Raw genomic sequence first — 22761 nt, 5'->3', positions numbered from 1 at the left:
GGGGCCGAACCACGCCGCCTCCGGCGGAAGCGCCACTCCTGGTGCGCCCGGCGGCAACGGGGAACAGCGTGCTGGTGTTGACCCTGGCCAGGGTACCGCCGACAGGGGTGCGGACACGGCACCGTCCGGCCGCTTCTAGGCCCACCCAAAGCCGGATCCGCCCCCTCCGCCCCGGACAGGACCGGTTCCGCTCCCGTCGTGACATGGCCAACGGCCGCCCCTCCCCGCGGGGACCGAGCCCCGGCGGGAGCACGCATTGACTCCCACCTCGCCTCCGCAGTATTTTCTAACTGAACGGTCGGTAAGTAAGTGCGGGACGCGCACCGGAGGCCCGGCATGACCATCACCGAGGACACCCAACACACCGGCGACGGCGGGTGGCGCGAGCGTTTCGACGCGATGATCGCCGCCGACGAGCGCATCGAGCCCCGCGACGACATGCCCGACGACTACCGGGACACCCTGGTGCGCCAGATCGCCCAGCACGCCCACTCCGAGATCATCGGGATGCAGCCCGAGGCGAACTGGATCACCCGCGCCCCCAGCCTGAAACGCAAAGCCGTCCTCCTCGCCAAGGTCCAGGACGAGGCCGGCCACGGCCTGTACCTGTACAGCGCCGCCGAGACCCTGGGCACCAGCCGCGCCGAGATGCTGGACCTGCTGCACGAGGGGCGGCAGAAGTACTCCTCCATCTTCAACTACCCCACCCTCACCTGGGCCGACGTGGGGGTGATCGGCTGGCTCGTGGACGGCGCCGCGATCACCAACCAGGTGCCGCTGTGCCGCTGCTCCTACGGCCCCTACGCCCGCGCCATGGTGCGCATCTGCAAGGAGGAGAGCTTCCACCAGCGCCAGGGGTTCGAGATCCTGCACGTGCTGGCGCGCGGCACACCCGCCCAGCGGGAGATGGCCCAGGACGCGGTGAACCGGTGGTACTGGCCGTCCCTGATGATGTTCGGACCGCCCGACGCCGAGTCGGCCCACTCCGACACCTCGATGGCCTACGGGATCAAACGCTTCTCCAACGACGAGCTGCGGCAGAAGTTCGTGGACATGATCGTGCCGCAGGCCGAGGCGCTCGGCCTCACCCTTCCCGACGCCGACCTCGTCTGGAACGAGCGGCGGGGCCACTACGACTTCGGCGAGATCGACTGGAGCGAGTTCAAACAGGTCCTCAAGGGCAACGGCCCGTGCAACCGGCAGCGGCTGGAACGCCGCCGCGCCGCGCACGCCGACGGCGCCTGGGTGCGGGAGGCGGCACGCGCGCACGCCGCCAACCGGGCAGCGCGCACGCGAGAGGAGGCGACACCGTGACCGATGACGACACGGGGCAGCGGAGCCACGACGACACCCGCGACTGGCCGCTGTGGGAGGTGTTCGTACGCGCCCGGCGGGGAATGTCGCACGTACACGTGGGCAGCCTGCACGCCGCCGACGCCGAGCACGCCCTGTACAACGCCCGCGACCTGTACACCCGCCGGGGCGAGGGAGTCAGCGTGTGGGTGGTGCCCTCGGCGCGGATCACCGCCTCCGCGCCGGAGAACAAGGCGTCCTTCTTCGACCCGGCGGACGACAAGGTGTACCGGCATCCGACCTTCTACGAGGTACCGGAAGGGGTCGAGCACCTGTGAACGCAGAGGACGCCCCCGACCGCGTCGGGGCACGCGCCGTCACCGCCGACACCGCCGCCGTGTCCTACCTGCTGCGGCTGGGCGACGACGCCCTCGTCGCCAGCCACCGGCTCGCCGAGCTGGTCACCCGAGCGCCCCAGCTCGAGGAGGACGTGGCGCTGTCCAACATCTCCCTGGACCTGCTGGGCCAGGCCCGCCTGCTGCTGAGCTACGCCGGCCGGCTGGAGGAACAGCTCACCGGGGTGCTGCGCACCGAGGACGAGCTGGCCTACCTGCGCGACGAGAGCCAGTTCGTCAACTGCCGCCTCGTGGAGTTCCCCAACACCGACTTCGCGCACACCGTCGCGCGCCAGCTGCTGTTCTCCGCCTACGCCGTGGAGCTGTACACGGCGCTGGGCGGCTCCACCGACGGTGAGCTCGCCGGCATCGCCGCCAAAGCCGTCAAGGAAGCCGCCTACCACCGCGACCACGCGGCCCGGTGGACCGTGCGGCTCGGCGACGGGACCGGGGAGAGCGCCCGCCGAATGACCCGGGCCCTGGAGGCGCTGTGGCCCTACACCGCCGAGGTGTTCGCCTCCGACGGGGTGGCCCGCGCGGTCTCCGGCACCGGTTTCGGCACCGACCCCGCCGGGCTGCGCCCCGCCTGGGACGCGTTCCTGGACGGGGTGCTCGCCGAGGCGGGGCTGCAGCGCCCGGCGGTCGCCCCCGTCGCCGGCCTGGGCGGGCTGGGCGGCCGCGACGGGGTGCACACCGAACCGTTCGGCTACCTCCTGGCCGAGATGCAGCACCTGCACCGTTCCCACCCGGGAGCCCAGTGGTGACCCGCGTCCCCGATCCCCGCAGCGCGGAGGAGGCGCGCGGCATCGCCGCCGAGGTGCGCGACCCGGAGCTGCCCATGGTGAACCTCGCTGACCTGGGCATCCTGCGCCGGGTGGAGTGTGACGCCGCGGGGACCGTCACGGTGACCGTCACCCCCACCTACGCCGGGTGCCCCGCCATGGACGCCATCCGCGACGACATCCGCGCCGCGCTGGCCGAGCACGGCTACACCAGCGTCGAGGTGCGCACCGAACTCACCCCGGCGTGGTCGACCGACCGGATCACCCCCGAGGGCCGCCGCAAACTCGCCGAGCACGGGATCGCGCCGCCCACGGGCGCGGCCCCCGCCGGCGGCGGCCGCCGGGTGGGGGTGGAACTGTCCGTGCGCTGCCCGCACTGCGGCTCCCTGGACACCCGGGAGGTGAGCCGGTTCGGCTCCACCGCCTGCAAGGCCCTCTACTCCTGCGGCTCCTGCCGCGAACCGTTCGACCACGTGAAACCGTTGTAGCGGGGGGACCATGACCGCCGAGACCGGGGAGCGCACCACCGGCGCCGCCCACCAGGGCACGTTCCACCCGCTGGCGGTGGCAGCCGTCGACCGGCTGACCGAGGACTCGGTGGCCGTGACGTTCGACGTGCCGCCGGAGCTGGCCGAGACGTTCAGCTTCACCCAGGGGCAGCACCTCACCCTGCGGTGCGTCCTGGACGGCCGCGAGGTGCGCCGGAACTACTCCATCTGCTCCCCCGCCCCCGACGGGCCGCTGCGCATCGGGGTGAAACGGCTCCCCGGCGGGGCCTTCTCCCAGCACGCCACCACGGCGCTGCGGCCGGGCGACGTGCTGGACGTGCTCCCGCCGACCGGGCGGTTCAGCACCGCGCTGGAACCGGAGTCGGCCCGCAGGCACGTGGCCGTGGCCGGCGGCAGCGGCGTCACCCCGGTGTTCTCCCTGGTGGCGACCACGCTGGCCGCCGAACCGCGCAGCACGTTCACCCTGGTGTACGCCAACCGGTGGGCGCGCGACGCGATGCTGCTGGAGGAGCTGCAGGACCTCAAGGACCGCTACCCGAGCCGGTTCCAGCTGCTGCACGTCCTCAGCCGCGAGGCGGGCGAGTCGCCGCTGTGCAGCGGCCGCGTGGACGCGGACAAGCTCGCCGAGCTGTTCGCCACCCTCACCCCGCCCGGCGACGTGGACCACTGGTACCTGTGCGGGCCGGCGGGAATGGCCGAGACGGCCCGCGCCGCGCTGGCCGAACGCGGTGTTCCGGCCGGCCGCGTCCACACCGAGCTGTTCCGCGTCGACGACGACGCCCCCGCCCCCCGCCCGGCGGAGACACCCGCGGGTGGGGGGCGCCGGGTGACGTTCACCCTCGGCGGCCGCACCAGCACCGTGGACATGCCGCCCGACGCGGACGCGCGGGTGCTGGGCGCGGTGCTGCGGGCCCGCGACGACGCCCCGTTCGGTTGCCGCGGCGGGGTGTGCGGCACCTGCCGGGCCCGGTTGCGCGAGGGGCAGGTGGACATGGCCCGCAACTACGCCCTGGAACCCGACGAGGTGGCCGCGGGCTACGTGCTGACCTGCCAGTCCCGCCCGGTGACCGGCAGTGTCACCGTGGACTACGACGCCTGAGACGACCTTCGGGTGTGACACGCCGGCGAATCGGGTGAACATCTCCCCGTTTATCCCGAAACACACAGGCAAGCCGCCCCATCAATGTGGATAAGGGGCGTGTCGGTGCTTGCCATCCGACGTCCCGAATCGCCGAGCGCTGGTTCCTCGTCCGCCGAGCGACGGGACAGGGGCCGGCGCACTCTTCGGGGGGACACTATGATTCGTGCCCGGACTGCCGCGGGTGTGGCGTGCAGCGCCGTGCTGGTGCTGGGAACAGCCGCCCCGGTGTCGGCGGAGAGCATACCCTCACCGCCACCGGACCTGGACTGCTCGGACATCTCACAACGCAACTTCGACGTGAGCGAGGGCGACCCGCACAACTTCGACGCCGACGGCGACGGCGTCGGATGCGAGGAATTCGAGGACGAGGAGGGGCCCGACGAGCCGGTGGACCTGCCGGTCTCACCACCGCCTCCGGATCTGGACTGCTCGGATGTCACCTCGGACAACTTCGAGGTGAGCGAGGGCGACCCGCACAACTTCGACGCGGACGACGACGGCATCGGATGCGAGACGTCCGAGGGCGGCGCCGGAACCGACGGTGAGGACGATGGCACCGGTGACTCCGGCGACGGATCCGACGGCACGGACGGGACCGACGAGGAGGCGTCCGGCGGCGACGGTACCGACCAGAACGGCGCCGCCGACGGCGACGGGATGGAGGAGACCACCGAGGACACCGCGGACGGCGCCACACCGGAAGGAGGCGTCGCCACCGGCGGCGGGGGCTCGGACAACGCCGCCAACGCCCTGCTGGCCGGTGTGGGGGCTGCCGTCCTCACCGCCGTCGCCGGAGCGTTCGGCCTGGCACGGCGTCCGGGACGCAGCGGGTGAACCGTGACGTCTCGTAGGACACGCCGCGGCCGCCGTGGCTCCAGTGTCACGGCGGCCGCGGCGTGCGCGGCTATCGGCGCGGGTTCGCTCCTCACCGGAGCTGTCAGCGCGGACGATCCGCCACGTCGTGTCGCCGAGACCGCGGTGTCCGCCTCCCAATCGCCCCCCACAACGCAGTGGACCGGCGGGGACGGCGGGACGCGGCCGCTGTCCAGGTCCGAGCCCGTGGCCCTCGCCATCCCGGAGATCGGACTGCGCACGGACCGGCTGGTGCGGCTCGGTCTCACACCGGCGGGTCGTCTGGAGACGCCGGAGGACTGGCAGGCCGTCGGGTGGTACGGGAACGGAACCGCACCCGGAGAGAGCGGCCCCGCCGTCCTCGCGGGACACCTCGACTCCACCACGGGTCCGGCCGTCTTCCACCGGTTGGAACAGCTGCGGCGCGGCGACACCGTCACGGTCCAGCGCGGCGACGGGACAACCGCCGTTTTCACGGTCCACGACACCGGCACCCACCCGAAGGACTCCTTCCCCACCGACCGGGTGTACGGGGAGACCGACCGAGCGGAACTGCGCCTGATCACCTGCGGCGGGGACTTCGACGAAGGCACCGGCCACTACGAGGACAACACCGTCGTCTACGCCCACCTCACCGGTGTGCGGGACCGGAATTGAGGACGCCCTTCCCCGCCGCGGGAAGCGCCGTGCACGTTCCCCGGACGGGGCCCGACGCGGTCGCGGCATGCGGCGCGGCGGGATGTGCGGCACCTACCGGGACCGCCCGGTGGCCGGCGCCGTCAGCGGGACTCCGCGCCGTCTCCGAAGACGCGCGCGAGGTGGTAGCGCAGCGTGGACCGGGCGTCGCGGAACGGGAGGCGGCCGAACGCGACCTCGACGCCGAGGCTCTCCGCCAGTGACCAGATGACGCGGCTCTCGTGCTCGGGGTCGAGGTCCGAGCGTGCGCGCCCCTCAGCCTGGGCCGCGCGCACCGTCTCGGCCGCGAAGGAACGCAGCTCGGCGTCGTCGCCGAAGAGCAGCCGGGCCACCTCGGGGTCGTGGGCGGCGCGCGGGTGGTAGGCGACACTGACGCGTATCGCCTGCCGGGTGTCGGGGTCCTCGCCGGTCATCTCCTCGAGCACGGCGCGCAGGGTGTCCTCGCCGCCGGCCGGTTCGGGCAGGCGCCCCAGCCGCTGCTCGACGCGCGCCCGCATGCGCTGCTGGGCCAGACGCAGGCCGTGCAGAAGCATCTCCTCCCTGGTGCGGAAGTAGTACTGCACGCGGCCCATGGACACGTGCGCCTCCGCCGCGACCTCGCGCAGGCTGACCGACTCCAGTCCGGAGCGTTCCGCCAGGCGCCACACGGCGCGGGCGATGTCGGTCTTCTGCTGTTCGGTGTCGACCTTGCGGGGCACGGGACCAGCGTAACAATGCGACCGCATTGCCATCGCCGGCACTCCCTCATACAATGCGACCGCATTGGAAAAGAGGGAGGAAAAACATGCGGACTCTCGACGCTCTCCAAGGCGTGGTGGCGATCGCGGGCATCACCGTGGGCGTCATCCCGCTGGCGCTGTGGATGCTGAACGGGAAGCACAGCGGGGCCTTCCGGCTGCTCTTCGGCAGCCCGGACGCACCGATAGCCTACACGATCCCGCTGCTGGTCATAGCCGCGTGTGTGGCTCTCATCGCGCTTCTGGAACGGGCGAAGAGGTCGTCCTGACCCCCGCTCCGGGAAGCTGCTCGGGCAGGCCCCGGCCGCAGTCGCGGCACGCGGCGCGGCGGCGCACCACGTAGGCGGCGGTGGCCGCCCCCAACGCCAGGCCGCCCGGCAGCAGCGCGGCGAGGGCGGCGACGTGCACCCACGCCTCGCCCACCGGGGTGGTGACCTCGCCCAGCAGGAGCGCCATCGAGGCTCCGCGCCCCTGGGCGGTGAACCCCAGCGCGACGACTCCGGCCGGCAGGGCCGCCAGCGACACCGGAACCCGCCGGCCCGCCAGCCCCACCATCCAGCGCGGGAACCGCACTCCCCAGTCGCGCACCAGCCCCAGCATGAGCACCACGCCGCAGAGCGCGGCCGTGCCCAGCCCGACCCCGACGGCGATCATCCCCGGTTCGGCCCGCAGCGTCTCCCACCCGGACGCGTCCATGGCCACCGGTAGGCCCACGACCCACGGCAGGCGCAGCGCCGGATAGACCAGCGTGCCGGCGGCGGCGACCGAGACGGCCACCCGCCCCGCCCGCAGGGCGCGGCCACGGGTGGCGCGCTCCCGCGACGGCGTCCAGTCGGCGCCGCGCCCGCAGGAGACGCAGGCGCCGCGCACCTCCCGCCCGCGGGTGAGCGCCGCCCACCCCCACAGCAGCCCGCCGAGGACGCAGTGCAGGACGAAAGCGTGGCCGGGCGTGGCCACGGTGGCCACATACGCCGACCACATCCCCGGAACGAACACGCCCAGGACCGGTGCCACCAGGCTGTAGCCGAGCAGGGCGAGCAGGGCGCCGTGCACCAGCAGCACAGACGTCACCGCCGCCGTCGCCCATACCCACACCAGCACGGCCCGCCGCGCCGCCGGCCGACTGGGCCCGCGGAGGGCGAGGACCGCGCAGGCCGCACCGGCGAGTCCCAGCGCCAGCACGACCCGGGTTCCGGCCGCCGGCCCCGCCGCGGTGAGCACCGATCCCGCCCAACCGCGGTCGGCGAGGGAATCGTAGGGGTGCGGGACCACCCCGTTGGCCCAGGCGAGCGCGAGGACGACCGTCCCCGCCGACCAGGCCAGTGCCGACCACAGCGGCCACCGTGCCCGCCACCCCCGCCGCGGGTGCGGCCGGGGGTGGGCCGGACGCTGTCCGGTGTCCGGAACCATCGCGCGCCCCCTCTGCTTGGGAAGAGTTCCTGTCACGTCCCCACCGTCGCCGGGGCGCCGGGCCGGACACCTCCCGCCACGGGGGGATATCCCGTGCCGGCCTCCCCCGCGCGGGGGAGGCCGCTTCCGGGAGCGGCGTGCCACGATGCTGCCGTGGGAACCGTCCGACGCGTCACCGCACCGCTGCGCAGCGCCGCCACCTACACCCGGTGGGTGTACCTGCTGCTGGGCGGGGTGTTGTTCGTCCCGTTCTACGTGGCGGTGCTGGTGGTGCTCTCCCTGCTGGCCCCCGGAACCGGCGCGGGCGCGCCCGGGGGCATCGGAGCCCCGGCGGGGCTGGTGGCGGCCGCCGCGGCGGCGCTGCTGGGGGCGGCCGCAGTGTGGCTTCCCGGCGTCGCGAACGCGCAGTCGCAGGTCACCCGGGCACTGGTGGGCGGGCGCCTCGCGGAGGAGCCGCGGACGCTGCCGACCCACCGGCTGCGCGCTGCCGCCGGGTTGGCCGCGCACCTCCTGGTGGGGTTCGTGCTCGCCCTGGTGACGATGGTCGCGCTGACGGAGGCGGCGGTTCTCGCCCTGCTGCCCGTGTCCGCTCCCGGACCGGTGCAGCAGAGCCCGCTGCTGCCGGCGTGGTCGGCGCCGCGGGGGCCATTGCGCTGGTTCGGCCCCGCCGCCGGGTTGGCGGTACTGGCTGCCCTGGTCTACCTGGCGGCGTTGCTGGGGGCGGGCGCGGCCCGGCTGGCTCCGCTGTTCCTCGGCCCCTCTCCCGCGGACCGGCTGGCCGCCGCCCAGGCCCGCGCGGACCGGCTCGCCGAACGCAACCGGCTCGCGACCGAGCTGCACGACTCGGTCGGCCACGCCCTGTCCGTGGTCGCGCTCCAGGCGGGCGCCGCGAGCCGGGTGCTGGACAGCGACCCCGAGTTCGCCCGCCGGGCGCTGTCGGCGATCGCCGAGCGGGCGCGCGGCGCCAGCGCCGAACTCGACCACGTCCTCGGCGCGTTGCGGGACGACGCCCCGGCGCCCGCCCCGCAGCACACCCTCCACGACCTGCCGCGGCTCGTGGAGTCCGCCCGGGCGGCGGGAGCGCGGGTCGAGCTGTACCACGAGGGCGACGCGGCGGACGTGCCCGCGGTCGTCTCCCGGGAGGCCTACCGTGTCTGCCAGGAGGGGATCACCAACGCGCTGCGGCACGGCCGCCCGGACCCCTCCGGGGTGGTGGCCGTGCGGGTCGGCGTGCGTGTCGGGGAGGAGTCGCTGGTGCTGACCGTCACCAACCCGGTACGGTCCGGCCGTGTCCGCGGACGGGCCGGTGGCGGTTCCGGGACACGCGGTATGGCGGAGCGGGTCCGGCTGCTCGGCGGCGGACTGCGGTCCGGCGCCGAGGACGGGACGTGGCGGTTGGAGGCGCGTTTGCCGTGGGGAGGCGACCGGTGATCGGTGTGGCGCTGGTCGACGACGAGGCCATGGTGCGGGCCGGGCTGGGCGCGCTGCTCGGGGCGGAGCCCGACATGCGCGTGGTCGGCGAGGGCGAGGACGGCGCGGGGGTGGTGGACCTGGTGCGCCGCACCCGTCCGGACGTGGTCCTGATGGACGTGCGGATGCCCCGCGTGGACGGGATACGCGCCACCTCGTCCCTGCTGGCCGCGCTGGACGCGCCGCCGCGGGTGATCGTGGTGACGACGTTCGAGAACGACGAGTACGTGTACGGGGCGCTGCGGGCGGGAGCCTCCGGGTTCGTGCTGAAACGCAGCCGCCCCGAGGACATCGTCTCCGCCGTCCGGCTGGTGCACGGCGGCGACGCGCTGCTGTTCCCGGAGGCGATCCGGTCGCTGGCCGCCGCGCACTCCCGCGAGGACCCCCGGGCGGTGCGGGCGGTGGCCGCGCTGACCGAGCGGGAGGCCGACACGCTGCGGCTCGCAGCCCGCGGGCTGAGCAACGCCGAGATCGCCGAGCGGCTTGTGGTGGGCTCGGAGACGGTGAAGACGCACGTGTCCAACGTGCTGGCCAAGCTCGGGGTGCGGGACCGCACCCAGGCGGTCGTGGCCGCTTACGACGCGGGGCTGGTCCGTCCCGGCGTCCGTCGGGAGTATGGGGGGTGACGGCGGCCGCGCGGGGCGGGCGCCGCGGACGGTGTGCGAAGGAGGCGGTGCGGATGGTCGCGGCACCACGGGCGGTGCTCCTGGGGGTGGGGGCGGTGCTGGCTCTCACCACGACCGGGTGCGGGGCGCTGGGATTCGGTGGTTCGGGCGTCGACCGGGACCGGGTCGCCGAGCGGACGGGTCAGGTTCTCCAGGAACGCCTCGGTCGGACTCCGGACGAGGTGACGTGCGCGGAGGACCTTCCGGCCGAGGTGGAGGCCTCGATCGACTGTGAGGTGACTCACGACGGGGACACGTACCCGGTGACCGTCACCACCACCAGCGTCGACGGGTCGGACGTGGAGTTCGAGGTCGAGGTGGACGGAGAACCCCGCGAGTGACGCCGGCCCCGCCCCGCGGCGGACCGCGGGCTGCTGGGCCGGGGTGGCGTCATTCCCGTTCGATACGGGTCTGGGCGGTGGTGTCCTCCTCGGTGTCGCTGCGGCGGGTGTCCTGCGTGCCGGTGCGGTGCTGCATCGCGTCGCGGTAGCCGCTGGCGTACCCGCCCGCCGGACCGGCCCCGGCGCCGGGGTAACCCCGCGTGCGGGCCCCCGCGGCGGTGGCTGTGGCGGCGACGCTACCGAGCAGGGACAGGATGGCGATGCCGGTGGCCGCGTTGATGGCTCCGGTGGCGGCCTGGCTCGCCCACCCGGCGTCCTGGGAGAACGGGGCGACGGCGGCGACCACGGTCCCCAGGCCGACGATCCACCCGAAGAACGCTCTCGGCCGTGGTGCGGACACCAGCAGCAGGTGGAGGACGGCGGTGGCGAGCAGCGCCGCTATGGCCGCCATGGCCGCGTAGGCGCCGGTACTGGCGTCCCCGAAGTACCCCGCCTCCTCCGGGGCGAGCACCGGGATCTCCAGCACTCCGCGCGCCACGAGCGTCCCGACCAGGATGACCAGCCCGGCGACCAGAGCTGTTGCCAGTCCGCCGGACCAGATCCAGCCGGCGTTGATCCGATTCCCTCTCCCGTACTCACTCATGCCGATCCCCCCGACAACGGCGCGGAACACGGTCGTTTGCCACATACCCGCAGGTCACGGTATGTAATCCCGCTGACGCGCTAGGTACGCGCCGCCGGGCAGCGACGGCGGCGCCGGGCGGGCGCGCACCCCCTGGCACACGGACGAAAAAGCAGTGACACAGGGGACCCGAGAAGAACGAGTTTCGCGGATTACTATCCGACATTCTTTTTACAAAGACCCTTAATTCTCGCGGTGCGTCCTGTGCAATGCGTTGCGTAATGTGATTCGGCGTGTGTGCGATAAATCTCTGTTTAGGCGCTGAACAGGGGTTACTATCCCGGGGACTTCAACGGGTATGGAGAAGTAACCCAGCGAATTTTCGGGCCATGACCTGCGAAAACGTTAACCTGAGGGGGGTTCGGGCTTGAATTCTGGTGGGGTATATGCTTTTCAATGGTCTTACCCGAAGTTTTACCCTCGGCGTCGTGTGCTGGCTGCGGACGAGGGGTTTCGAGTGTGAGGAGTCGAACTATCAAAGGTCAGGATCAGCAAAGTTTTGGAGACGACCCGCTAGCAGTTCGCGACACCGACCACTACAAGGAAGAATACGTTACGGGCTTCGTCGATAAGTGGGATGAGCTCATCGACTGGAAGGCCCGTTATGCCAGCGAAGGCACCTTTTTCGTTGAGCAGCTCAAGTCGCGTGGGGTCCGCAAGGTACTGGACGTAGCAACCGGCACCGGGTTCCACTCGGTGCGGCTGCTCGAAGAGGGTTTCGAGACCGTCAGCGCCGACGGCAGCCCGGAGATGCTCGCCAAGGCGTTCGCCAACGGTCTGAACTACGACGACCACATCCTGCGGGTTGTGTGCGCCGACTGGCGGTGGCTGAACCGCGATGTCCACGGCACCTACGACGCCATCATCTGCCTGGGCAACTCGTTCACCCACCTGTTCTCCGAGCGTGACCGCCGCAAGGCGCTCGCCGAATTCTACGCCATGCTGAACCCGGAGGGTGTGCTCATCCTCGACCAGCGCAACTACGACGCGCTGCTCGACGGCAAGTACGGGAACTCGCACACCTACTACTACTGCGGCGAAGAGGTCTCCGCCGAGCCGGACCACGTGGACGAGGGTCTGGCCCGGTTCGCCTACGAGTTCCCGGACAAGTCGCGGTACTACCTCAACATGTTCCCGCTGCGCAAGGACTACACGCGGCGGCTCATCCGCGAGGTCGGGTTCCCCCGTATCGACACCTACGGGGACTTCCAGGAGACCTACCAGAACACCGAGCCGGACTTCTACATCCACATCGCGGAGAAGGCCTACCACCGCGATGAGGAGCGCAAGGACGCCTACTCCAGCGCGGTGCAGACGGCACGGGAGTACTACAACTCCGAGGACGCCGACACCTTCTACCACACGATCTGGGGCGGCACCGACATCCACGTCGGGCTGTACCGTTCGGACGACGACGACATCGCCGAGGCGAGCCGTCGCACCGTGGAGCGCATGGCCGAGAAGACGCAGATCACCGAGAACACCAAGGTGATCGACATCGGCGCCGGCTACGGTGGCTCTGCCCGTTACCTCGCCCGCACCTACGGGTGCAAGGTGACCTGCCTCAACCTCAGCGAGGTGGAGAACGAGCGCAACCGGGAGATGAACCGCGCCGCCGGCCTGGACCACCTCATCGAGGTCCTGGACGGCGACTTCGAGGACATCCCGGTGCAGGACAACGGGTTCGACATCGTGTGGTCGCAGGACTCCTTCCTGCACAGCGGTGACCGGCCGCGGGTCATGGAGGAGGCCGCGCGTGTGCTGCGCACCGGTGGCCACTTCATCTTCACCGACCCGATGGCGACCGACACCGCCAAGCCGGACGACCTGCAGCCGATCCTGAAGCGGCTGCACCTGGACACCCTGGGCACCCCGGGCTTCTACGACCGGGAGACCAGCCGTCTGGGAATGACCAAGGTCGAGTTCGACGACCTCAGTGAGCAGCTCCCGGCCCACTACGGTCGGGTCCTGGGCGAGCTGGAGAAGCGCGAGGGCGAACTCTCCGGCACGAAGATCAGCCAGGACTACATCGACCACATGAAGACCGGCCTGCGCAACTGGGTCAACGGCGGCAAGTCCGGATCCCTCGCCTGGGGCATCCTGCACTACCGCAACTAGGCCCGCCAGGGCGATCGAGCCCGCAAGGGCAGCGCGCTCTCCGGCCCCGCGGTGTTCCGCGGGGCCGGACGTGTCTCACTCGGGAGGCAGCAGCGGCCCCAGCAGCGTGCGCACCAGGGCTGCGGCGGTGTCCCGGTCGGCGTCGGCGGCCCGCGGCTCGGCGGTGAAGTGGCTCAGGAACGCCTGCTGGAAACAGGCGCCGAGCAGCAGGGCGGCGGTGGCGTGCGCGTCCGTGTCGGCGCGCAGCCGGCCGAGCTCCCGCTCGTCGCGCAGGTAGGCGGCGACGAGGTCGCGCGGCACGTGCGGCCCCAGTCCCCGTTCCGCCAGGTGGTCGCGGAAGGCGGAGAACAGCTGGGGGTCGGCGAAGATGGCGCCGCCCGTCGGTACCGCCTCGGTGTAGAAGTCGAGGGCGGCGGCCGCGATCTCCTCCAGGTTGCGCCGGACGGTTCCGGTCCCCGCCCTGTCGCGCGCGCCGGCGACGATGTGGCCGAACGGCCCCCCGCGCTCGGTGAGCACGGCCAGCAGCAGCTCGTTCTTGTCCCGGAACCGCTTGTAGAGGTTCGCCTCGGAGAATCCGGACTCGCGCGCGATGCGCTTCGTGGTGGTCCGGGACAGGCCCTGTTCGCGCAGCACGCGCGCGGCGGCGTCCAGGATCCGTTCGCGGGTGTCGGCCACGGCTCTCCCCCTTGACGTGTGGGCTTCCCCTCGCCACTCTAGAGGTAAGTAAGCACTCACTCACCCAGAGAAGGGGGAGCCATGCGGATCGCCGTGTTCGGCGCAAGCGGGAGAACCGGGACGGAGGTCGTCTCCCGCGCCCTGACGGCGGGGCACGGCGTGACCGCCGTCGTCCGCCCCTCCTCGGACTTCGCCGACGACCGGGTGCGCACCGTCACCGCCGACATCACCGACCCCAGCGCCCTCTCCCCCGCCCTGTCGGGATGCGACGCGGTGGTCACCGCCATCGGCCCCGCTCCGTCCGCGAACCCACCACCGTCTGCGCCGACACCACGCGCTGCGTCACCACCGCCATGGCGGAGGCGGGGGTTCGCCGGATCGTCGCGGTCAGCGCCGCCACCGTGACCGTCGCCGGGGACGGACCCGGCACCCGCTTCCTCGTGAAGCCCCTGCTCCGGCGGGTACTCCGCCACCCCCGCGCCGACTCGATCGCGATGGAACGGCACCTGGAGAGCACTGACCTGGACTGGACGGTGCTGCGACCGCCCATGCTCACCAACGGTCCCCGCACCGGCCGGTACCGCACCGCCCGCGGCGAGAACGTGCGCGGCGGACTCAGCGTCTCCCGCGCCGACCTGGCCGACGCCGCGCTGCGCGTACTCACCGAGGACTACGGCCACCACGACGCGGTCGGCGTGGCGCGGTGACCCCTGTCCGGTGGATTCCGACGGCGCCGGGGAGGAGTGCGACTTCGGGAAGTTGGCGAACTCGCCCCGGGCCGCGAGCGTGACCTGGCCGGGCGCCGCGGCGGGCGCGTACGTTCTCTCCCGTCCGTGACCGCACCGCTGGGCGGGACAGGCGCGAGCCGGCTCGCGCCTGTCACCCGGCCCCGGCCACGGCCCCTCTCCCGACCGTGTTCCCTCCCCCGCGGCCGCCGGGAATCCGCGGCGGCCGCGGCCGCGTACCTCGTTTGGAGTCCGCATTGGATCTGCACCTCAACGGACACGTCGTCATCGTCACCGGCGCCTCCTCCGGCATCGGGGCGGCGACCGTCCACCTGCTGCGGGCCGAGGGGGCCCGCGTCGTCGCGCTCGCCCGCAACCGCGGGGCCCTCGACGCGCTGGGAAGCGGGGTCACCCCGGTGGCCGGCGACGCCACCGACCCCGAGACCGCCCAGCGCGTGGTCTCCGCCGCGGTGGAGACCCACGGCCGCCTGGACGGCGTCGTCAACAACGTCGGAGGGCTGGCCTCGCACGGCGGCTTCCTGGACATATCCGACGCGCAGTGGCAGTCCAGCCTCGACCTCAACCTGCACTCCGCGGTCCGGCTGGCCCGGGCCGCCGTCCCCGCCATGCTCGACAGCGGCGCGGGGAGCATGGTCCATGTCGCCAGCGAGGCGGCCCGGCTCCCGGACGGCCCCATCGCCGACTACGCCGCGGCGAAGGCCGCCCTGCTGTCCGTTTCCAAGACGCTGGCGGCCGAGTTCGGCGACCGCGGGGTGCGGTCCAACGTGGTGTCCCCCGGACCCACGCGCACCGCCCTGTTCGACGCGCCGGACGGGTTCGCCGACCAGCTGGCCGAACGCTTCGGGATGTCACCCGACGAGGCCGTGGACCACTTCGTCCGGGTCGAGCGCCGTCTGCCCACCGGCCGCATCGGCACTCCGGAGGAGGTCGCCCGCCCCGTCGCCTACCTGCTGTCGCCACTCGCCGGCCAGGTGACCGGCGCGGAGTGGTCCGTGGACGGCGGCGCGCTGCGCCAGCTGTGAACCGCGCCCGGACGCCCCCGTGTCACCGCTCCGGCGCGACGAGGCGGGCGTAGGCGTAGGCGGCGGACACCAGCGTCATGTGGTGGTGCCAGCCGGGGAACGAACGCCCCTCGAAGTCGAGGAGGCCGTACCGGTCGCTCATCTCGCCCACCGCCGCGTCGATGCCCGCGGGGTGGCGGGTGAGCGCCGCCAGCCGGTCGTCGCGGTCCCCGGTGCGGGTGGTGAGCCACGTCCGTCCCGCGGCGCCGTGGTCGTCGAGCACGGTGAACAGGCGCAGCCGGTCGCCGCGCTGCGCGCTGGAGGGCCGCGGCAACCGCACCGGAGCCGACACCACGCGCGCCCGGACCGCGACGGGCAGGCTCGCCGAGCCGGGGCTGCGGGTGGCGTTCCACACCAGCAGGCGCCGCGCCTCCACCGTCCGGGTCGACGGTTCGGTCGCGCCGTCAGCGGCCGGAGCCGGGTGCAGGGGCAGGGAGCCGGGAACCGCGACCGCGAAACCGTGCCCCTGGCCCGTCAGCCCCTGGACGAAGGCTGCGGCGTGTTCCGCCGGAACCCCGCTCATGTCACTGACCACCGGGGCCGGATCCCGGGGCGGGGAGGCGGCCAGTTCCCCGGTCAGGCGCAGGGCGTGGCGCCACAGCGGCAGGTGGGCGCTCTCCTCCTCGGGAATGCGGGCGCGACGGCGCGTCCCCGGGTCGGCCAACCAGTCGTCCGGCAGGCACAGCCGCCACTCCACCGGCAGGTCGCCCTCCGGCGTGGCGAGGAAGGCGCCGATGCCGACCTGCGCGTTCACGGTGCGGCCGGCGGCGGGGTCGAAGCGCTGGTGCACCCCCACCGAGCGGGAACCGCGTTTGGGCAGGAACGCCCGGCCGACGACCCACGCCCGCCCGGAGCCGCGCCGCTCGATCCACCGCCTGAGCCTCTCGCGCGTCGGTGCCCAGTCCCAGGGGCTGGCGCTGACGAACTGGTGCAGCGACTGGGCGGCGGTCGGCGGCTCCCCCACCGCCGCTGCCATGCGCCGCACCGTCTTCTTCCCGTCGGTCGCGAGCAGCCCGTCCAGGTAGGTACGCGCCCAGCGGCGCTGGTCGGCCCGGGGCAGGTGCGCGAAGAGGTCCTCGGTGAAGGCTCCCAGCGCGTCCCCGGAGCGCCGGTGCTCGGGGGCGGTGCCGCCTACGGCCACGGCCGTCTTCCTCCCTCGTGCTACTGGTCCCGTGCCCCACGGGACGTCGGGGTTCGTACACGGCGCCGCCCGGCCCGCGGCGGGACCGGGCGGCGTACGACTCACCGCCTCACAGCCCGCGCTGCCAGGTCTCGCCCACGACCTCGGTCCCGAAGGCGGTGTGCGTCTCGGAGGCGACCAGCTCGAACCCGCACCGGCGGTAGATCGCGCGGGCCGCCGTCAGGACGTCGTGCGTCCACAGCGTCATCCTGCGGTAGCCGGCCCGGCGCGCGAAGGCGAGGCACTCCTCCACCAGCCGCTTGCCCACGCCGTGGCCGCGGGCGGAGGGTTCCACCAGCAGCAGGCGCAGTCTCGCGGTGGAGGCGTCCTCGCGGGAGCAGAACACGCTGCCCACCCGCTCACCGTCCAGCTCGGCGATCCAGGCGCCCTCGGCAGCGGGGTCGTGCGACTGGCCGTAGTCCGCGACGATGCGGGCCACCGTCACCTCGAACGGCTGTCCCCAGCCCTGCTCGGCCGCGTACAGCGCGCCGTGGCGCTCCACCACCCACCCCAGGTCGCCGGGCCGCAATCCGCGCAGCACCACCGGGGAGGCGTCTTCCGGTTCCATGGTCAACGAAGCTATCCCAACTGGTCCGGGTCGAACGACCGGGTCCGGCGCATCCCGGCGGCGCGGCCCTTGCCCGCCACCACCAGCGCCATCTTGCGCGAGGCCTCGTCCAGCATCTCGCCGTCGAGCACCACCGCGCCGCGCCGCCGCACCTCGGTCGCGTGCGCGTAGGCGTCCAGCACCAGCTTCGCGTGGTCGTAGTCCTCCTGGCTGGGGGTGTACACCTCGTTGGCGGCCTCCACCTGCCTCGGGTGCAGTACCCACTTCCCGTCGAAGCCCAGCGCGGCGCTGCGGCGCGCCGACGCGCGGAACGCGTCCACGTCGCCCACCCGCAGGTAGGGCCCGTCCACCGCCTGCAGCCCGTTGGCGCGCGCCGCCATCAGGATCCGCATCAGCACGTGGTGGAACGCGTCGCCGGTGTCGTAGCCCGGCGGCTGCTCCCCCACCACCAGCGACTTCATGTTGACCGAGGCCATGAAGTCGGCCGGGCCGTACACCAGGCTCTCCAGCCGGTCCGAGGCGGCGGCGATGCGGTCCACCTCGGTCACCCCGCGCGCGTCCTCGATCTGCGCCTCGATCCCGATGCCGCCCGGCTGGAGGCCGGTGGCGCGTTCGACCTGGGAGAGCAGCAGGTCCAGCCAGCGCACGTGGTCCGGCCCGGTCACCTTCGGCAGCACCAGGCAGTCGAGGGCGTGCCCCGCGCGTTCCACCACCGTGATCACGTCGCGGTAGGTCCACTGGGTGCTGAGGTCGTTCACCCGCACGGTGCGGGTGCGGTCTCCCCAGCCGCCCTCGGTGAGGGCGGCGACCACCGTGTCGCGGGCCGCCTCCTTCTCCGCCGGCGCCACCGCGTCCTCCAGGTCCAGGAAGAACGTGTCCACCGGGAGTTCCCGCGCCTTGTCCACGAACCGGGGGTTCGATCCCGGCACGGCCAGAACCGACCGGCGTGCGCGCTGCTGCCCCATACCTGCACCCTTCCCGTGACGGCGCCTCTGCGCGGCGGGCGCGGCCACCGGTGGCACCCCGACCGTTACCCGCGCCCCGAACCGGTGAATAGGCTACATTCCGGGCAGCATTCGTTGAGGGAGGAACGATGGAACCGCAGGGTGACGGCGTCACCTACCCGACCAGCTCGCATTGGGGCAGCTACCGGGTGCTGGTCTCCGGGGACCGGGTCGTCGACGTGCGCCCCGACCCCCGCGACCCGGCGCCGTCGGCGCTGATGGACAACGTGCCCCAGGCCCAGCACCACCCCACCCGGGTGGACCGGCCCGCCGTGCGCCGCCGCTGGCTGGAGAACGGCCCCGGTCCGGACGAGCGGCGCGGAGCCGTAGACGACGAGTACGTCGCCGTCGGCTGGGAACGCGTCCTGGACCTGCTGGCGGCCGAGCTCGACCGGGTCCGCACCCGCCACGGCAACTCCGCCATCTTCGGCGGCTCCTACGGGTGGTCCAGCGCCGGCCGGTTCCACCACGCCCAGAGCCAGCTGCGCCGCTTCCTCAACGCCATCGGCGGGCACACCAGCCGCGCGGACACCTACAGCCACGCCGCCATCGAGGTGCTGCTGCCGCACGTGGTGGGCGAGCGCGGCACCGACGACCTGCTGCACCACGCCCCCACGTGGGAGGCGGTGGCCGAGCACACCGACCTCATCGTGACGTTCGGCGGGCTGCGGCTGTCCAACAACGACATCTCCCAGGGCGGACGCGCCGCCCACACCGCCGAACCCGGCATGCGCGCCGCCGCCCGCAGCGGGGTGCGCACCGTCTCCGTCAGCCCGCTGCAGGACGACACCATCGACGAGATGGACGCCGAGTGGCTGCCCGCCTCACCCGGAACCGACGCGGCGATCCTGCTCTCCCTGGTGCACGTCCTCTTCGCGGAGGACCGCGCCGACCGGGACTTCCTGGACCGCTACACCGTGGGCGCGGACGCGGTGCGCGACTACGTGCTGGGCGACACCGACGGGGTCGCCAAAACCCCGGAGTGGGCGGCCGAGCTGTGCGGGCTGCCCGCGGAGACTCTCCGGGACCTGGCGCGGCGTATGGCCCGCGGCCGCACCCTCGTCAACGTGGGGTGGTCGGTGCAGCGCGCCCAGTACGGGGAACAGCCGCTGTGGGCGGGGGTGGCGCTGGCCGCCTGCCTGGGCCAGATCGGGCTTCCCGGCGGCGGGTTCGCCTGCGGGTACGGCTCCATGGGGTCCTACGCGGGCGGGTCCACACCCGGCGGGCTACCGCGCGTGTCCCAGGGTCCCAACCCGGTGTCGGAGTTCATCCCGGTGGCGCGGGTCGCGGACATGCTGCTGCACCCGGGCGAGAACTACGACTACGACGGCCAGCGCCGCACCTACCCCGACATCAGGCTGGTGGCGTGGTCGGGCGGCAACCCGTTCCACCACCACCAGGACCTCGCCCGGCTGAGCCGCGCGTTCGCCCGGCCCGACACGGTGCTGGTGGCGGAGACGCACTGGACCGCCACCGCCCGCCACGCCGACATCGTGCTGCCGTCCACCACGACGCTGGAACGCGACGACTACGCCGCCAGCCAGGGCGACACGACCCTGCGGGCCATGCCGCGGGCCGTGCCGCCGCACGGCACGGCCCGCGACGAGTATGACGTCTACACCGAGCTGGCGCGCCGACTGGGCGCCGAGCACGCCTTCACCCAGGGGCGCACCTCGGCCGAGTGGCTGCGGTACCTCTACGAACGGTGGCGCGCCGCCCAGCCGGGGCATCTGCCGGACTTCGACGCGTTCTGGGCGGCCGGCGAGGTGGAGATCCCCGGCCGGGTGGAGGACACCACCCTGTTCGGGGGCTTCCGGGCCGATCCCGACGGGTGCCCGCTGGACACCCCCAGCGGGCGGGTCGAACTGTACTCCGCCGACATCGCCGGGTTCGGCTACCCCGACTGCCCCGGACACCCGGTGTGGCTGGCGTCCACGGAACGGCTCGGTTCGCCCCGGTCCGAACGGTGGCCGCTGCTGCTCATCGCCAACCAACCGGGCGGGAAGCTGCACAGCCAGCAGGACATGGGGGCGCACAGCCGTTCCGGCAAGGTCGCCGGCCGGGCGCCGCTGCGGATGCACCCCGACGACGCCGCCGCCCGCGGGCTGTCCGGCGGAGAGGTGGTGCGCGTGTCCAACGACGTGGGCAGCTGCCTGGCCGGCGTGCGGGTCAGCGACCGGCTGCGGCCGGGGGTGGTGCAGCTGTCCACCGGTGCCTGGTTCGACCCCTCGGCCGACGACGTCACCTGCGCGCACGGCAACCCCAACGCGTTGGCGCCGGACGTGGGCACCTCCGCGCTCAGCCAGGGCTGCACCGGCCAGCACATCCTGGTGGAGGTGGCGGCCTACCCGGGCGACCCGCCGCCGGTGCGGGCGTTCGACCCGCCGCGGCTGGCCGCCTCCTGACCTCCGCGGGAAATTCCCTGGTGCCTGCCGCGTCCGGAGTGTGACGCTGTCCTCGTTCCCGAGCAGCGGCGAGGACGCGAGGAGCCGGATATGGCAGACCCTGGACTCAGCGGGGATGATGTAGCGGGGTTCGTCGAACGCGGGTTCGTGCGCCTTCCGGAGGCGTTCCCGCGCGAGCTCGCCGAGCAGGGGCGGGACGCCCTGGCGCGCGAGGCCGGGGTGGACACCGGTGACCCCGCCACCTGGACGCAGCCGGTCATCCGGCTGGGCGGCTACAGTCGGGAGCCGTTCGCCGCCGCGTCCGACACCCCCGGGCTGCGGGCCGCGTTCGACCGGCTCGCCGGGGAGGGCGGGTGGAAGCCCCTCGGCGGGCTCGGCACGTTCCCGCTGCGGTTCCCGCACCCGGACGACCCCGGCGACACCGGCTGGCACGTGGACGCCAGCTTCACCGGGGAGCAGGGTGACATGCGACTCAACGTGCGCTCGCACGGCCGGGCGCTGCTGATGCTGTTCCTGTTCTCCGACGCGGGCGAGGACGACGCGCCCACGGTCGCCCGGGCGGGCTCCCACCTGGACGTGGCGCGGCTGCTGGAACCCTACGGCGAGGCCGGAGCCGAGTTCTTCGAGCTGAGCGCCGCGGCCGAGGCCGCCTCGGCGCACCGGCCGACGGCGCCGGCCACGGGCCGGGCGGGGGACGTGTACCTGTGCCACCCGTTCCTGGTGCACTCCGCCCAACCCCACCGCGGCTCGGCGCCGAAGTTCATGGCCCAGCCGCCGCTGCCCCCCGCAGCGGAGTTCGACCCGCAGGGCGGGAACGGCCCCCGCTCCCCGGTGGAGGAGGCGATCCGGCGCGGCCTGGGGCGGTGACCCGGCACCGGTCCCCCGGCGAGGTTGGTCACACCGCCTTCCGGACGCCGCCCCGTGGCCAGTAGCCTCTACCGGGGCGGCGCACCGGCGCGCCCGACCAGGAGAACCGCCGAGGAGCACACACATGTCCGAACCGCCGCGGCTGCGCGGGGAGAACCTGACGCTGGCCTACGACAACAGTGTCGTCTCCCGGGACCTGGGCATCACGATCCCGGACAACTCGTTCACTGTCATCGTCGGGCCGAACGCGTGCGGGAAGTCGACCCTGCTGCGGGCACTGTCCCGGATGCTGAAGCCCGCGGAGGGGGCGGTGTACCTGGACGGCCGGCTCATCAGCTCCTACCCGTCCAAGGAGGTGGCGCGCACGTTGGGGCTGCTGCCGCAGTCCTCGGTCGCCCCGGACGGGATCACGGTGGCGGACCTGGTGGCGCGGGGGCGATACCCGCACCAGAAGCTGCTGAAGCAGTGGTCGTCCACGGACGAGCGCGTGGTGAGCGAGGCGCTGGAGGCGACCGGGGTCGCCGAGCTGTCCACCCGGCTGGTGGACGAGCTGTCCGGGGGCCAGCGCCAGCGGGTGTGGCTGGCGATGGTGCTGGCCCAGCAGACACCGCTGCTGCTGCTGGACGAGCCCACCACCTACCTCGACATCGCCCACCAGATGGACGTGCTGGACCTGTGCGCCGACCTGCACCACGAGCGCGGCCACACCCTGGTGGCGGTGCTGCACGACCTCAACCACGCGTGCCGCTACGCGACCCACCTCATCACGATGAAGGACGGTCGGGTTGTCGCCGAGGGGCCGCCCGCCGAGGTCATCACCGAGACACTGGTACGGGAGGTGTTCGAGATGCCGGTGCGGGTCATACCGGACCCGGAGACCGACGCGCCGCTCATCGTTCCCGTCGACCGGCGCGGCCGGAACCTGCGCGCTGCCGCCGGCGGCAGCGGGAGCGCCACCGCCTGACCGGCTCCGGCACCCGGATGTGAGAAACATCCGGAAACAACCACGCCTCGATGAGATCACGAAGTAGCTACGACCCTGTGGTACGGTCATATCTGGGATGCTGGTTTTAAGCATCTTAGGAATGAGCGGATACGTCGCCTGTGTTGTACGGACCACCCCGCTAGTCCGCTCCGGCCACGTTACCCAGACCCCGGCGACCG

At 73.0% G+C, this 22761-nt stretch carries 25 protein-coding genes; 18 read left to right on the top strand and 7 right to left on the bottom strand.

The window, feature by feature from the left end; genetic code table 11:
• Positions 1-336: 336 nt before the first annotated feature.
• From paaA to FHX37_RS22365, 7 genes are all read left to right on the top strand, one after another.
• A complete protein-coding gene (paaA, locus tag FHX37_RS22395; RefSeq protein WP_141926262.1) occupies positions 337-1314 on the top strand; it encodes a 1,2-phenylacetyl-CoA epoxidase subunit PaaA in 978 nt (325 codons plus the stop codon).
• Complete coding sequence (gene paaB, locus FHX37_RS22390) at positions 1311-1631, top strand: 1,2-phenylacetyl-CoA epoxidase subunit PaaB (RefSeq protein ID WP_141926261.1); 321 nt, start codon at positions 1311-1313, stop codon at positions 1629-1631. The genes paaA and paaB overlap by 4 nt, the downstream gene beginning before the upstream one ends.
• Positions 1628-2452, top strand: a complete 825-nt coding sequence (gene paaC, locus FHX37_RS22385) for a 1,2-phenylacetyl-CoA epoxidase subunit PaaC (protein WP_141926260.1) — start codon at positions 1628-1630, stop codon at positions 2450-2452. The genes paaB and paaC overlap by 4 nt, the downstream gene beginning before the upstream one ends.
• Complete coding sequence (gene paaD / locus FHX37_RS22380) at positions 2446-2958, top strand: 1,2-phenylacetyl-CoA epoxidase subunit PaaD (protein ID WP_394344531.1); 513 nt, start codon at positions 2446-2448, stop codon at positions 2956-2958. The genes paaC and paaD overlap by 7 nt, the downstream gene beginning before the upstream one ends.
• Positions 2959-2968: 10 nt before the next feature.
• Positions 2969-4078 (top strand): 1,2-phenylacetyl-CoA epoxidase subunit PaaE, encoded by a 1110-nt coding sequence (paaE, locus tag FHX37_RS22375; protein ID WP_141926259.1) that lies wholly within the window; start codon positions 2969-2971, stop codon positions 4076-4078.
• Between the two features lie 198 nt (positions 4079-4276).
• Positions 4277-4954, top strand: coding sequence for a hypothetical protein (locus FHX37_RS23350; RefSeq protein ID WP_211352006.1), 678 nt, complete (start codon positions 4277-4279; stop codon positions 4952-4954).
• A gap of 3 nt (positions 4955-4957) precedes the next feature.
• On the top strand, positions 4958-5629 hold the full coding sequence (locus tag FHX37_RS22365; RefSeq protein WP_141926258.1) for a class F sortase: 672 nt from the start codon (positions 4958-4960) through the stop codon (positions 5627-5629).
• A 122-nt stretch (positions 5630-5751) separates the two neighbouring features.
• Here FHX37_RS22365 and FHX37_RS22360 read toward each other — a convergent pair whose 3' ends face one another.
• Positions 5752-6366 carry a TetR/AcrR family transcriptional regulator gene (locus tag FHX37_RS22360; RefSeq protein WP_170181682.1) on the bottom strand — a complete coding sequence of 205 codons (615 nt, stop codon included), beginning with the start codon at positions 6364-6366 and terminating at the stop codon, positions 5752-5754.
• A gap of 86 nt (positions 6367-6452) precedes the next feature.
• Between FHX37_RS22360 and FHX37_RS22355 the strand changes: the two genes are divergently transcribed.
• Positions 6453-6674: a hypothetical protein gene (locus FHX37_RS22355; protein ID WP_141926256.1), complete on the top strand. Its 222-nt coding sequence runs from the start codon at positions 6453-6455 to the stop codon at positions 6672-6674.
• Here the strand turns inward: FHX37_RS22355 and FHX37_RS22350 are convergent.
• A complete protein-coding gene (locus FHX37_RS22350; RefSeq protein ID WP_141926255.1) occupies positions 6637-7851 on the bottom strand; it encodes a hypothetical protein in 1215 nt (404 codons plus the stop codon). The genes FHX37_RS22355 and FHX37_RS22350 overlap by 38 nt on opposite strands.
• A gap of 117 nt (positions 7852-7968) precedes the next feature.
• Between FHX37_RS22350 and FHX37_RS22345 the strand changes: the two genes are divergently transcribed.
• The 3 genes from FHX37_RS22345 to FHX37_RS22335 are packed head-to-tail and all read left to right on the top strand — an operon-like array spanning position 7969 to position 10291.
• A complete protein-coding gene (locus FHX37_RS22345) occupies positions 7969-9246 on the top strand; it encodes a sensor histidine kinase (RefSeq protein ID WP_141926254.1) in 1278 nt (425 codons plus the stop codon).
• Positions 9243-9911 carry a response regulator gene (locus FHX37_RS22340; protein ID WP_141926301.1) on the top strand — a complete coding sequence of 223 codons (669 nt, stop codon included), beginning with the start codon at positions 9243-9245 and terminating at the stop codon, positions 9909-9911. Before FHX37_RS22345 ends, FHX37_RS22340 begins: the two co-directional genes overlap by 4 nt.
• A gap of 53 nt (positions 9912-9964) precedes the next feature.
• Positions 9965-10291 carry a DUF4333 domain-containing protein gene (locus tag FHX37_RS22335; protein ID WP_141926253.1) on the top strand — a complete coding sequence of 109 codons (327 nt, stop codon included), beginning with the start codon at positions 9965-9967 and terminating at the stop codon, positions 10289-10291.
• Between the two features lie 49 nt (positions 10292-10340).
• Here the strand turns inward: FHX37_RS22335 and FHX37_RS22330 are convergent, their stop codons facing one another.
• On the bottom strand, positions 10341-10934 hold the full coding sequence (locus FHX37_RS22330) for a DUF6069 family protein (RefSeq protein ID WP_141926252.1): 594 nt from the start codon (positions 10932-10934) through the stop codon (positions 10341-10343).
• A 498-nt stretch (positions 10935-11432) separates the two neighbouring features.
• On the opposite strand from FHX37_RS22330, the gene FHX37_RS22325 reads away from it, so the two are divergent.
• The gene (locus FHX37_RS22325) at positions 11433-13091 is read left to right on the top strand and encodes a glycine/sarcosine N-methyltransferase (RefSeq protein ID WP_246062500.1); all 1659 of its coding nucleotides are present in this window, start codon (positions 11433-11435) and stop codon (positions 13089-13091) included.
• A 75-nt stretch (positions 13092-13166) separates the two neighbouring features.
• Here FHX37_RS22325 and FHX37_RS22320 read toward each other — a convergent pair whose 3' ends face one another.
• The gene (locus FHX37_RS22320; RefSeq protein ID WP_246062499.1) at positions 13167-13766 is read right to left on the bottom strand and encodes a TetR/AcrR family transcriptional regulator; all 600 of its coding nucleotides are present in this window, start codon (positions 13764-13766) and stop codon (positions 13167-13169) included.
• Between the two features lie 81 nt (positions 13767-13847).
• On the opposite strand from FHX37_RS22320, the gene FHX37_RS23955 reads away from it, so the two are divergent.
• The 3 genes from FHX37_RS23955 to FHX37_RS22310 all read left to right on the top strand — a co-directional run bounded on the left by FHX37_RS23955 (position 13848) and on the right by FHX37_RS22310 (position 15534).
• Positions 13848-14171: an NAD(P)H-binding protein gene (locus FHX37_RS23955; protein WP_211352005.1), complete on the top strand. Its 324-nt coding sequence runs from the start codon at positions 13848-13850 to the stop codon at positions 14169-14171.
• On the top strand, positions 14120-14473 hold the full coding sequence (locus tag FHX37_RS23950) for an NAD(P)-dependent oxidoreductase (protein WP_211352004.1): 354 nt from the start codon (positions 14120-14122) through the stop codon (positions 14471-14473). The genes FHX37_RS23955 and FHX37_RS23950 overlap by 52 nt, the downstream gene beginning before the upstream one ends.
• A 275-nt stretch (positions 14474-14748) precedes the next feature.
• Complete coding sequence (locus FHX37_RS22310; protein WP_141926300.1) at positions 14749-15534, top strand: SDR family NAD(P)-dependent oxidoreductase; 786 nt, start codon at positions 14749-14751, stop codon at positions 15532-15534.
• Positions 15535-15556: 22 nt separating this feature from the next.
• Here the strand turns inward: FHX37_RS22310 and FHX37_RS22305 are convergent, their stop codons facing one another.
• From FHX37_RS22305 to FHX37_RS22295, 3 genes are all read right to left on the bottom strand, one after another.
• Positions 15557-16714, bottom strand: coding sequence for an IS701 family transposase (locus FHX37_RS22305; protein WP_211352003.1), 1158 nt, complete (start codon positions 16712-16714; stop codon positions 15557-15559).
• A gap of 109 nt (positions 16715-16823) precedes the next feature.
• Entirely contained in the window at positions 16824-17321 is a 498-nt protein-coding gene (locus FHX37_RS22300; protein ID WP_141926249.1) for a GNAT family N-acetyltransferase, read from the bottom strand.
• 11 nt (positions 17322-17332) lie between these two features.
• Complete coding sequence (locus FHX37_RS22295; protein WP_141926248.1) at positions 17333-18286, bottom strand: HpcH/HpaI aldolase/citrate lyase family protein; 954 nt, start codon at positions 18284-18286, stop codon at positions 17333-17335.
• A 128-nt stretch (positions 18287-18414) separates the two neighbouring features.
• Between FHX37_RS22295 and FHX37_RS22290 the strand changes: the two genes are divergently transcribed.
• The 3 genes from FHX37_RS22290 to FHX37_RS22280 all read left to right on the top strand — a co-directional run bounded on the left by FHX37_RS22290 (position 18415) and on the right by FHX37_RS22280 (position 22561).
• Positions 18415-20730: a molybdopterin-dependent oxidoreductase gene (locus FHX37_RS22290; RefSeq protein ID WP_141926247.1), complete on the top strand. Its 2316-nt coding sequence runs from the start codon at positions 18415-18417 to the stop codon at positions 20728-20730.
• A 90-nt stretch (positions 20731-20820) separates the two neighbouring features.
• Positions 20821-21597, top strand: coding sequence for a phytanoyl-CoA dioxygenase family protein (locus FHX37_RS22285; RefSeq protein WP_141926246.1), 777 nt, complete (start codon positions 20821-20823; stop codon positions 21595-21597).
• Between the two features lie 124 nt (positions 21598-21721).
• Entirely contained in the window at positions 21722-22561 is an 840-nt protein-coding gene (locus tag FHX37_RS22280) for an ABC transporter ATP-binding protein (RefSeq protein ID WP_141926245.1), read from the top strand.
• Positions 22562-22761 lie beyond the last annotated feature (200 nt).

This window comes from Haloactinospora alba, assembly GCF_006717075.1.
Lineage (GTDB): Bacteria > Actinomycetota > Actinomycetes > Streptosporangiales > Streptosporangiaceae > Haloactinospora > Haloactinospora alba.
This window is presented reverse-complemented; position numbering and strand designations above follow the sequence as displayed.

What these genes read in the sequence shown, in the direction of transcription:
- FHX37_RS22300 (WP_141926249.1), bottom strand. Translation starts at nt 17,321, where the DNA reads ATGGAACCGGAAGACGCCTCCCCGGTGGTGCTGCGCGGATTGCGGCCC.
- FHX37_RS22330 (WP_141926252.1), bottom strand. Translation starts at nt 10,934, where the DNA reads ATGAGTGAGTACGGGAGAGGGAATCGGATCAACGCCGGCTGGATCTGG.
- FHX37_RS22285 (WP_141926246.1), top strand. Translation starts at nt 20,821, where the DNA reads ATGGCAGACCCTGGACTCAGCGGGGATGATGTAGCGGGGTTCGTCGAA.
- FHX37_RS22290 (WP_141926247.1), top strand. Translation starts at nt 18,415, where the DNA reads ATGGAACCGCAGGGTGACGGCGTCACCTACCCGACCAGCTCGCATTGG.
- FHX37_RS23350 (WP_211352006.1), top strand. Translation starts at nt 4,277, where the DNA reads ATGATTCGTGCCCGGACTGCCGCGGGTGTGGCGTGCAGCGCCGTGCTG.
- paaE (WP_141926259.1), top strand. Translation starts at nt 2,969, where the DNA reads ATGACCGCCGAGACCGGGGAGCGCACCACCGGCGCCGCCCACCAGGGC.
- FHX37_RS23955 (WP_211352005.1), top strand. Translation starts at nt 13,848, where the DNA reads ATGCGGATCGCCGTGTTCGGCGCAAGCGGGAGAACCGGGACGGAGGTC.
- FHX37_RS22295 (WP_141926248.1), bottom strand. Translation starts at nt 18,286, where the DNA reads ATGGGGCAGCAGCGCGCACGCCGGTCGGTTCTGGCCGTGCCGGGATCG.
- FHX37_RS22280 (WP_141926245.1), top strand. Translation starts at nt 21,722, where the DNA reads ATGTCCGAACCGCCGCGGCTGCGCGGGGAGAACCTGACGCTGGCCTAC.
- FHX37_RS23950 (WP_211352004.1), top strand. Translation starts at nt 14,120, where the DNA reads ATGGCGGAGGCGGGGGTTCGCCGGATCGTCGCGGTCAGCGCCGCCACC.
- FHX37_RS22335 (WP_141926253.1), top strand. Translation starts at nt 9,965, where the DNA reads ATGGTCGCGGCACCACGGGCGGTGCTCCTGGGGGTGGGGGCGGTGCTG.
- FHX37_RS22355 (WP_141926256.1), top strand. Translation starts at nt 6,453, where the DNA reads ATGCGGACTCTCGACGCTCTCCAAGGCGTGGTGGCGATCGCGGGCATC.
- paaA (WP_141926262.1), top strand. Translation starts at nt 337, where the DNA reads ATGACCATCACCGAGGACACCCAACACACCGGCGACGGCGGGTGGCGC.